This is a genomic window from Clostridium sp. (assembly GCF_036639235.1).
GTDB lineage: Bacteria > Bacillota > Clostridia > Clostridiales > Caloramatoraceae > Clostridium_AB.
In genome coordinates, this window is record NZ_JAVWJB010000041.1 from 6,816 (window position 1) to 15,221 (window position 8,406).

Annotated in this window: 7 protein-coding genes and 1 pseudogene; 4 read left to right on the forward strand and 4 right to left on the reverse strand. The window is 32.5% G+C overall.

Annotation, left to right across the window (positions count from 1 at the left end):
* Positions 1 to 67: 67 nt before the first annotated feature.
* The 4 genes from RR539_RS08880 to RR539_RS08895 form a co-directional block, all read right to left on the reverse strand.
* Positions 68 to 1,033, reverse strand: a complete 966-nt coding sequence (locus RR539_RS08880; RefSeq protein WP_332500348.1) for a P1 family peptidase — start codon at positions 1,031 to 1,033, stop codon at positions 68 to 70.
* Between the two features lie 52 nt (positions 1,034 to 1,085).
* Positions 1,086 to 1,691 carry an ECF transporter S component gene (locus tag RR539_RS08885; RefSeq protein ID WP_332500349.1) on the reverse strand — a complete coding sequence of 202 codons (606 nt, stop codon included), beginning with the start codon at positions 1,689 to 1,691 and terminating at the stop codon, positions 1,086 to 1,088.
* A gap of 137 nt (positions 1,692 to 1,828) precedes the next feature.
* Positions 1,829 to 2,059: a glutaredoxin domain-containing protein gene (locus tag RR539_RS08890; protein WP_332474264.1), complete on the reverse strand. Its 231-nt coding sequence runs from the start codon at positions 2,057 to 2,059 to the stop codon at positions 1,829 to 1,831.
* Positions 2,060 to 2,134: 75 nt separating this feature from the next.
* On the reverse strand, positions 2,135 to 3,730 hold the full coding sequence (locus RR539_RS08895) for a glycoside hydrolase family 10 protein (RefSeq protein WP_332483776.1): 1,596 nt from the start codon (positions 3,728 to 3,730) through the stop codon (positions 2,135 to 2,137).
* 146 nt (positions 3,731 to 3,876) lie between these two features.
* Here RR539_RS08895 and RR539_RS08900 point away from each other — a divergent pair, with 146 nt between their 5' ends.
* The 4 genes and pseudogenes from RR539_RS08900 to RR539_RS08915 all read left to right on the forward strand — a co-directional run.
* Positions 3,877 to 4,149 (forward strand): hypothetical protein, encoded by a 273-nt coding sequence (locus RR539_RS08900; protein ID WP_332474262.1) that lies wholly within the window; start codon positions 3,877 to 3,879, stop codon positions 4,147 to 4,149.
* A gap of 124 nt (positions 4,150 to 4,273) precedes the next feature.
* Positions 4,274 to 5,350 carry a hypothetical protein gene (locus RR539_RS08905; protein ID WP_332483775.1) on the forward strand — a complete coding sequence of 359 codons (1,077 nt, stop codon included), beginning with the start codon at positions 4,274 to 4,276 and terminating at the stop codon, positions 5,348 to 5,350.
* Between the two features lie 258 nt (positions 5,351 to 5,608).
* Complete coding sequence (gene uvrB / locus RR539_RS08910; protein WP_332483774.1) at positions 5,609 to 7,561, forward strand: excinuclease ABC subunit UvrB; 1,953 nt, start codon at positions 5,609 to 5,611, stop codon at positions 7,559 to 7,561.
* Between the two features lie 9 nt (positions 7,562 to 7,570).
* Positions 7,571 to 8,406, forward strand: a pseudogene (locus tag RR539_RS08915) (excinuclease ABC subunit UvrA); the annotation flags it as partial.

Genomic DNA, 8,406 nt, shown 5'->3' on the forward strand with positions numbered 1-8,406 from the left:
ATAATAAAATGGTGTCTCCAAATAGAGACACCATTTTGTTGTATTTCCCGGGAAATTTGTCTAAAGCCTAGTTTTTCTTAATTATTTCCTCGTAGGAAGGAATGTTAAATATACTTTCAGCAGATTTTACCCCTTTAATAATAGCCTTTTCAACACATTTACGGGCAAGTAGGCCAACTAAATTAATATCAGCATCTATTTTTCCAGTGCTAAGAGAGAAAATAGTGTCACCATCAAACATGGTGTGACAAGGAAATATACATCTAGCAAATCCGTTATGTGCCATTGAGGCAATTTTCTTGTTCTGAGCCTTGTTAAAATTAGCATTAGTAATAATGCAGGCAATAGTAGTATTACCCTTATATACAGTTGAAGGGTTAAAGCTTTTTATCATAATATCCTCTGTTGAGGAAATAAGTCCATTAACTAGTGGTCCAGCTATATTTTCATTTGTTTCAGGACAAACAATATTTCCTATAGCATTAACAGCAACAATAGCCCCTACCTGAAGACCATTAATTTCTAAGGCATGCATTCCAAGGCCACCTTTCATAGAATTATTATGTCCGAGAATTTTACCAACAGTAGCCCCAACTCCAGCACCTATATTTCCTTGAATAGGTTCATTATCTTCATATGCATTAACACATGCATTATAGCCCATTTCCCTATTAGGACGAATAGTAGAGTCCCCTGTATCAAGATCGAATATAACAGCACCACATACAATAGGGACTATATGACTTGAAACCCTAAATCCGATTCCCTTCTTCTCAAGAAACTCCATAACACCACTACATGAATCAAGACCATATGCACTTCCACCTGAAAGGACAACTCCATGAACCTTTTCTACCATTTCGCTTGGGTCAAGAAGGTCTGTTTCACGTGTTCCTGGGGCACCGCCTCTAACATCTACACCGCAGCTAGCACCGTCTTCACTTATAATAACGCTACATCCTGTGCCTGATTTTAGGTCAGAATAATTACCAAATTTAATACCATCTATTGAATTTATAGTTATTTCTTTCATATTTCCTCCTAAAATAAAATAGCCTAAGTAATACTTAGGCTATAATTTTACGCTATTTTTGTAATCTACTAACTGCAATAACTACAGGTATACAAATTAGTGTTGATATTATTGTCTCAGGTATTCCGTTTGTTGCACCAATACCAAGTAGAGTATAGCCAATTGTTGAAGACTCTACGCCCATAGCTGAAGCTAGGTTATCACCATATAATATAAATGCAAGTGATAATACTAAAATAGTATTAGTAAGTGTTCCAACTGCTGCTGATACTCCTATAGAAATTTTCTTATACTTTGACATGAATTTACTACTATTAAGTAAAGTATAAGTATAATATGAGGTTACCCCTATTAAGATTCTTGGAACCAAAGCTATTATAGGATTTAAAAATATAAATGATGTAATGGTAGGAGCTGTAACTGCTTGATACATACTAAACAGGCCGAATATACCTCCAACAATTATTCCTACAATAGGACCCTCCACAATAGCTGCTATTATAACAGGTATGTGTAGTATAGTTGCAAACACTGGTGGAATATGAATAAATCCAAGACCAGTAATACCTAGAAAAATAGAAACTGATGAAAAAACACCAGCAAAAACTATTTTTCTAACAGATAAAATGTTTTTGTAGTTTGATTTTACGTTTTGCATTGTTTCCCTCCGTTCTTATTCCATAAAGGATATAATTCGGTTATAAAATTATAAAATTATGAAATTGGTAAATGTTCAGTTTCAAATGAATACCGACAAAGTTATTATACCAATTATTAGGATGAATTCAAATAAAATTATGTAATATTTAAAGCTTTATCTATAGATGATTTATCAAACCCTACAATATAACATCCATTAATATTAATAACTGGAACACCTGATTGGTTAGACTCTTTAACAAGAACATCATAGGCAGCTAGATTTTCACCTACATCTATTTCATCGTAGCTTATATTATTATTTTTAAGATACGACTTAAGCTTAATGCACCATGGACATCCTTTTCTTGTGTATACAGTAACCATAATACTCCTCCTACCATAAAACAAAGTACATGGATTATAATAACCATGTACTTTATATGTTTATCTTACAAAAATCTATTTAAACACTCTAATTACCTTTGAGGATGCATCAAGTGCTTGTACCACATAGGTATATTTACTAGTTAGATTTGTTTTGCTATCTGTATATGAATAGTATGTACCCTTTGATTTATTAATAGTGGCTATAATATGATTAGAATTATTAAGATCTACAGTTTGGTTTCCTGTAAATTTAAATACTCTATATTTAACAGCACTACTATTCTTTACATCATTAAAGGCTATTTTATTTCCTGTACCTGAAATATACACATTAAGCTTAGTTGATGGTACTGGAGTAGGAGGTGGAACTATAGTATCTGAACCTGTTATTGGAACCTTAGATGTATAATATTTAGAAACTAAGGTAGTTTTAAATCCTGAAATATTTGAGTTAAGATCCCTTAAGCTAAAGAATGAACTACCGTGAACATTAGGGTTTTTTCTTAAATAATCTATTTGCATAGGTATTTGATTCTTATCCTTCCAGTCAGCAGCTTCATATGATGAGGCTTGTCCATCTTTATACTTATAAACAGCATGTCCAATATATAGTTTACACTTAGTACCACGGACAACGTCACTCCACCAATCAACCAGTTTTGTATAAGGTGCAACGCTATTATTCATAGACCAATAAAGCTGAGGAGTTATATAGTCTATATATCCGTTCTTAACCCATTTTTTTGTATCTGCAAATGAGTCATGGTAACTACTTAGAGCTGATTTAGCAACTCCTATTGTTCCATCTGGATGCTTGTCCTTGCTTGACCAAATACCAAATGGACTAACTCCGAATTTAACATTTGGCTTAACTTTTTTTATGTTTATATTAATATTTTTAATTAGGTTATCAACGCTACCGCGTCTAAAATCTTCTATTGTTTTATATGATGAACCGTATTTTTTGTATGTAGCCATATCAGGGTTGTCCTTTTTAAAACTAGCATCATACGGGTAGAAGTAATCATCAAAATGAATTCCATCTATATTATAATTACGTACAACTTCCATTACAGTATCAACAATATGCTGCTGAACCTTAGGCTCACCTGGATTTAAGTAAAGTTTACCTCCATATAGCATTACAAGGTCTGGATTTTTTCTAGCAAAATTATCTTGGCTTAAGGTAGCAAGTAGTTGCTCCTTAGTTTTACCTGTAACCTTTGACTCTGTAACCCTATAAGGATTAAACCACCCGTGGAATTCCATACCCTTTTTATGGGTCTCGTCAATCATGTATTTAAGAGGGTCAAAACCTGAAGCAGGGGCCTTCCCTTGGGTTCCTGTTAGGTATTTTGACCATGGATTAATCTTTGATGGATAAAACGCATCACCAGCAGGTCTAACTTGAAAAGTTACTGCATTCATATTCATACTATCAAATGAATTTAATACCTTTTGGTATTCTGATTTAAACTTGTCAGTATTTCCACTTGTTTGAGGAAAATCTATATTCCATACAGTAGATACCCATGTACTTCTAAATTCAGGAGAAGTATTTGTTTTAGCCTGGGCTAATGATGAATTAAGTAAACCTATACTACTTAAAACAAGGGTAAAACATACTAATAGGGAAGTTAAAATTTTGCCTTTAAATAATTTTTTCAAAATTGCACCTCCGTTAATGGCATTTTTTTAGAAATATTTCTTATATTTTAACACATATAGTAGAAAAATTGAAACAGATTAGAGAATTTGTAATGATAATAAATATAGAAATATGTTATTATGTAGATATAAGGGAGGGAGAAAGAATGGAAACATACATAGTAAAACTTATAATTTTAGCACTTCTTTTTCTTTTATTTGTTTATAGAATATATAAGAATAGAAAATTACATGATGTAGCAGTACTTGTTGTAATTTTAATATGTGCAGTAATAGTTTCTCCAATAGGAGAAAATCTTCCAAAGCTGCCTATAATGGTAGTTGTACTTGTATTAGTGGTTGTAACAATATTATCACTACTTAAATCGAAAAACGATGAATATAAAAAGGCTATGGAAAAAAATAAAAAACAAGATTAGCCATCTATAAAAGAATCTACCTATATAAGAGGTAGATTCTTTTTTGTATATGTAACGATTTGAAAAATCATTTCATATTATAAAGGTAGATAAATCAATATATCAAGTAATTTGGAGGCGTATTATGAAAAATTCCAAATCCTATTTAGTAGCTGCAAACACATGTGAGGGTTTTGTATCCTACTTTGAAGAATTTCTAAAACCTGCTAAAAGGGTAATGATTTTAAAGGGTGGTCCAGGCTGTGGAAAATCAACTTTTATGAAGAAGGTTGGAAATACCCTAATTGACAAGGGACTAAGTGTCGATTTTATTTACTGTGCATCTGATAGTGAATCACTTGATGCTATTTATGTTAATGATGTTGATTTAATAATTGTTGATGGTACTGCACCACATGTTATAGATCCAAAGTATCCAGGGGTTGTAGAAAGCATCTATAATTTTGGTGAATACTTTGATGAAGATATTTTAAGAGAGAATGGAAGAAAAATAAAAAATATAATAGATACAAAGTCAGGTGAGTATAAAAAGCTTTATGATATTTTAAGGGAAGCGAAGATTATCCATGACAGAATGGAAAAAGAATATTTAATTGGTATGGACTTTGAAAAGGCTAACCAAATATCAACTAACCTTGTAAAAGAGGTAGTAGGGGAGTCTGAATGTATGGATGGCAATGAAATAAATAGATTTGCAGGAGCATTAACTCCACAGGGACAGGCTATTTACTATGATGAGCTTTTAGAGGGAATTGAAAACAGATATATAATTAAGGGAAGAGCAGGAACAGGTAAGTCAACTCTTATGAAAAAGCTAGGTAAAAGCGGGCTTTGTAAGGGGTATGAAGTTGAGTTTTATCACTGTGGACTTGACCCTAATAGTTTAGATATGGTTATTATAAGGGATCTTTCAGTTGCTGTACTTGATGGAACAGCACCACATGTTGTAGACCCTGTAGGTAATGATAAGGTAATTGATATGTTTGAATTATGTATTAATAAGGATATAGTAGATGAGGAAAATGGTATTTTAGTTGATATTAATAGGGAATATTCAGCTGAAATAGTTAAGGCTAAGGAAGTATTTAAAAATATTAAGGAGCTACATGAAGAGCTTGAGGGAATATATACTAAGGCTATTAATTTTAAGGAAATAGATAAGATATACGATAAGGTTATAGAAGAAATATTAAATATGTAGATAAATATTAGTAATATATAAATAGTAGGATTATCTATGAATTATATATTGGGATTTAATTTTATATAGTGCAAACATATATTAAGGTAAATATTTGTTAGTTAACAATCAAGGTGTAGCATTTGCTACACTTTTTTTGTTTAAAAAATCCTATATTTAGATATAATTATTATTAATAGAAAGTGTATGTTTTTAATTGTTTACATAGAAAATAATGATATAATAATATAAAAGAACTTTTGTTCGAGAGGTGAGGGTATGAACGAATTTAAGATAGTATCTAAGTATAAGCCAACAGGGGATCAGCCTAAGGCAATAGATAAAATAGTTAAGGGACTTAAAAATGGAGATAAGGCAGAAACATTACTTGGAGTTACAGGTTCAGGTAAGACCTTTACTATGGCAAATATTATTGAAAGATCTCAAAGGCCAGCACTTGTTCTTGCACATAACAAAACACTTGCAGCCCAGCTTTGTAGTGAGTTTAAGGAGTTTTTCCCAAACAATGCTGTTGAGTATTTTGTTAGTTATTATGATTATTATCAGCCAGAGGCATATGTACCCCATACAGATACATTTATAGAGAAGGATGCGTCTATTAATGACGAGATTGATAAGCTTCGGCACTCAGCAACATCAGCACTTCTTGAAAGAAGAGATGTTATAGTTGTTGCAAGTGTATCTTGTATATATGGGCTAGGTAATCCTAATGAGTATAGATCTTTAATGTTATCTCTGCGTGAGGGAATGGAAAAAAATAGGGATAGTATACTTAAAAAATTAGTTGAGATTCAATACGAAAGAAATGATATTAACTTTACACGTGGAACCTTTAGGGTACGTGGAGATGTTGTTGAGATTTTCCCAGCATCATCATCAGATAGTGCTATTAGGGTTGAGATGTTTGGAGATGAAATAGATAGAATATGTGAAATAGATGTTTTAACTGGTGAGATTATAGGAAGAAGAAGTCATATAGTAATTTTCCCAGCTTCCCACTATGCAGCATCTAAGGAGAAGATAGAATCAACTATTCATCTTATAGAAGAAGAACTTGAGGTTCGCCATAGAGAACTTATAGAAGAGGGTAAATTACTTGAGGCCCAAAGAATTAAACAAAGAACCAATTATGATATAGAAATGCTTAAGGAAGTAGGATATTGTAGTGGAGTTGAGAATTATTCAAGATTGTTTGATGGAAGAAATCCAGGAGAAGCTCCATATACATTAATTGATTACTTCCCAGATGATTACTTATTATTTATAGATGAGTCACATGTAACCCTTCCACAGGTTAAGGCTATGTACGGAGGAGATAGATCCCGTAAGGATAACCTTATAGAATATGGCTTTAGACTAAAAAGTGCATACGATAATAGGCCATTAACATTTGAAGAGTTTGAAGGGAAAATGGGTCAAACTATATTTGTAAGTGCAACTCCTGCTAAGTATGAAATAGAACACTCAGAGAATATAGTAGAACAGGTAATAAGACCAACAGGTCTATTAGACCCTGTAATTGAGGTTAGACCAATTAAGGGACAAATCGATAACTTAATAGGAGAAATAAACTCTACAATACAGAGAGGGTTTAGAATTCTAGTTACTACACTAACTAAGAAGATGTCAGAGGATTTAACAGATTATCTTAAGGAAATTAATATAAAGGTTAGATATCTACATTCAGATATTGATACAATTGAAAGAATGAAAATCATAAAAGAGTTAAGACTAGGAGAGATAGACGTTTTAATTGGTATTAACCTTTTACGGGAAGGACTTGATATTCCAGAGGTTGCATTAGTTGCCATACTAGATGCTGACAAAGAAGGGTTCCTTAGAAGTGAAACAGCCCTAATTCAAACTGTAGGTAGGGCGGCTAGAAATTCTGAAAGTAAGGTTATAATGTATGCTGATAATATTACAAGGTCTATGAAAACAGCTATAGATGAGACTAAGAGAAGACGTAAGGTTCAGATAAAATATAACGAGAAGCATGGAATTACACCAACAACAGTAATTAAGGCTATACATAACAACCTTCAAGTAAGTAAGGAAGTAGATAAGGATATAGAAAATATTATAGATGAAGAGAATCTTAAGGAGATTATTGATGTTCTTGAAAAGGAAATGAAGATTGCAGCTTCAGAGCTAGACTTTGAAAGAGCAGCAAATCTTAGAGATAAGATTAAGTCACTTAAGGGAGAGTAAGGTGAAACAGTGGAAAAGAATAAAATAATTATTAAGGGTGCTAGGGAAAATAACCTTAAAAATATAGATGTTGAAATACCAAGAAATAAATTTGTAGTTATAACAGGACTATCAGGATCAGGGAAATCATCCCTAGCCTTTGATACTATTTATGCAGAGGGACAAAGAAGATATGTAGAATCACTTTCAGCATATGCAAGGCAATTCCTAGGTCAGATGAGTAAGCCTGATATTGATTATATAGAAGGACTATCTCCAGCTATATCAATAGATCAAAAGACTACTAATAAGAATCCAAGGTCTACTGTTGGAACAGTAACAGAGGTTTATGATTATTTAAGATTATTATTTGCAAGAATAGGAATAGTACATTGCCCAAGGTGTGGTAAGCCTATAACTAAGCAAAGTGTAGACCAAATGGTAGACAAAATAATGATGCTTGAGGAGAGAAGTAAGATTCAGGTTCTATCCCCTATTGTTAGAGGACGTAAGGGTGAGCATACTAAGCTTTTAGATAAAATCAAAAAAGATGGATATGTAAGAGTAAGGGTAGATGGTGAGGTTTATGACCTTGAAGAGGATATAGTACTTGATAAGAACAAAAAGCATAATATTGAAGTTGTTATAGATAGGCTTATTATTAAGGAAGGAATTCAGTCAAGGCTTGCTGAAGCACTAGAGGCTTCACTTAAGCTTTCAGAGGGACTTGTGATTATTGAGGAGGTAGGAAATAAAGAAAACCTTTTCAGCGAGAACTTCTCATGCGCTGATTGTAATATAAGTTTTGAGGAAGTATCTCCTAGAATGTTTTCATTTAATAGTCCATATGGTAAGTGTCATAAATG

Bases quoted from the DNA above. Each gene is read 5' to 3' on its own strand.
- RR539_RS08890 (WP_332474264.1), bottom strand. From the start codon at position 2,059: ATGGTTACTGTATACACAAGAAAAGGATGTCCATGGTGCATTAAGCTT.
- uvrB (WP_332483774.1), top strand. From the start codon at position 5,609: ATGAACGAATTTAAGATAGTATCTAAGTATAAGCCAACAGGGGATCAG.
- RR539_RS08905 (WP_332483775.1), top strand. From the start codon at position 4,274: ATGAAAAATTCCAAATCCTATTTAGTAGCTGCAAACACATGTGAGGGT.
- RR539_RS08885 (WP_332500349.1), bottom strand. From the start codon at position 1,691: ATGCAAAACGTAAAATCAAACTACAAAAACATTTTATCTGTTAGAAAA.
- RR539_RS08900 (WP_332474262.1), top strand. From the start codon at position 3,877: ATGGAAACATACATAGTAAAACTTATAATTTTAGCACTTCTTTTTCTT.
- RR539_RS08880 (WP_332500348.1), bottom strand. From the start codon at position 1,033: ATGAAAGAAATAACTATAAATTCAATAGATGGTATTAAATTTGGTAAT.